General features: G+C 60.3%; 1 protein-coding gene. It reads right to left on the bottom strand.

Going from position 1 to position 1,058, the window contains the following annotated elements; all coding sequences use genetic code 11:
• The coding region (locus M3N55_RS16670) for an S-(hydroxymethyl)glutathione dehydrogenase/class III alcohol dehydrogenase (RefSeq protein WP_249060981.1) at window positions 1-1,056 on the bottom strand (1,056 nt) is incomplete at its 3' end.
• Between the last annotated feature and the right edge of the window lie 2 nt (window positions 1,057-1,058).

Below are 1,058 nucleotides of genomic sequence, written 5' to 3' on the forward strand. Positions count from 1 at the left end.
GATGGATTTGCCTTCGTGCATCAGCTCGAATCCCTCGTTGATCTGGTCCAATGTCAGCTTGTGGGTAATCATCGGGTCAATCTCGATCTTGCCCGACATGTACCAATCGACGAATTTTGGCACGTCAGAGCGCCCCTTCGCGCCGCCGAAGGCCGTGCCTTTCCAGACCCGCCCCGTGACCAGCTGGAAGGGGCGGGTGCTGATTTCCGCGCCCGCGGGCGCCACCCCGATGATCACCGACACACCCCAGCCGCGGTGCGAACATTCCAGCGCGTCGCGCATCACGCCCACATTGCCCGTCGCATCAAAACTGTAATCCACGCCGCCAATGGCATCATCCCCGCGCTGTGTCAGGCGCGTGATCTCGGCCACCACATTATCTACCTTCGAGGGGTTAACAAAATGTGTCATGCCGAATTTGCGCGCCATCTCTTCCTTGCCGTCATTCAGATCGACCCCGATTATCATGTCCGCGCCCGCCATGCGCAGCCCCTGAATGACGTTCAGCCCAATGCCGCCAAGCCCGAACACCGCCGCCGTGGACCCAATTTCCACGCCTGCCGTGTTGATGACAGCACCAATGCCGGTGGTCACGCCGCAGCCGATATAACAAATCTTGTCGAACGGCGCGTCATCGCGCACCTTGGCCAGCGCGATTTCGGGCAAAACCGTGTGGTTGGCAAAGGTCGAGCAGCCCATGTAATGGTAAATCGGCGTGCCATCGAGCATGGAAAACCGCGTCGTGCCATCGGGCATCAGCCCTTTGCCTTGGGTGCCGCGAATGGCGGTGCAGAGGTTCGTCTTGCCCGACCGGCAGGAATAACACTCGCGGCATTCGGGCGTGTATAGCGGGATGACATGGTCGCCGGGTTTCAGCGTGGTCACACCTTCGCCCACTTCCAGCACAATGCCGGCGCCTTCATGGCCCAAAATGCTTGGAAACAGCCCTTCGGGGTCCGCGCCAGAGCGGGTGAACTCATCCGTGTGGCAAATGCCCGTGGCCTTGATCTCGACCAGAACCTCTCCGGCCTTTGGCCCGTCAAGGTTTACCTCCATGA

Source organism: Roseinatronobacter domitianus (assembly GCF_023336755.1).
In the GTDB taxonomy this organism is placed as follows: domain Bacteria; phylum Pseudomonadota; class Alphaproteobacteria; order Rhodobacterales; family Rhodobacteraceae; genus Roseinatronobacter; species Roseinatronobacter domitianus.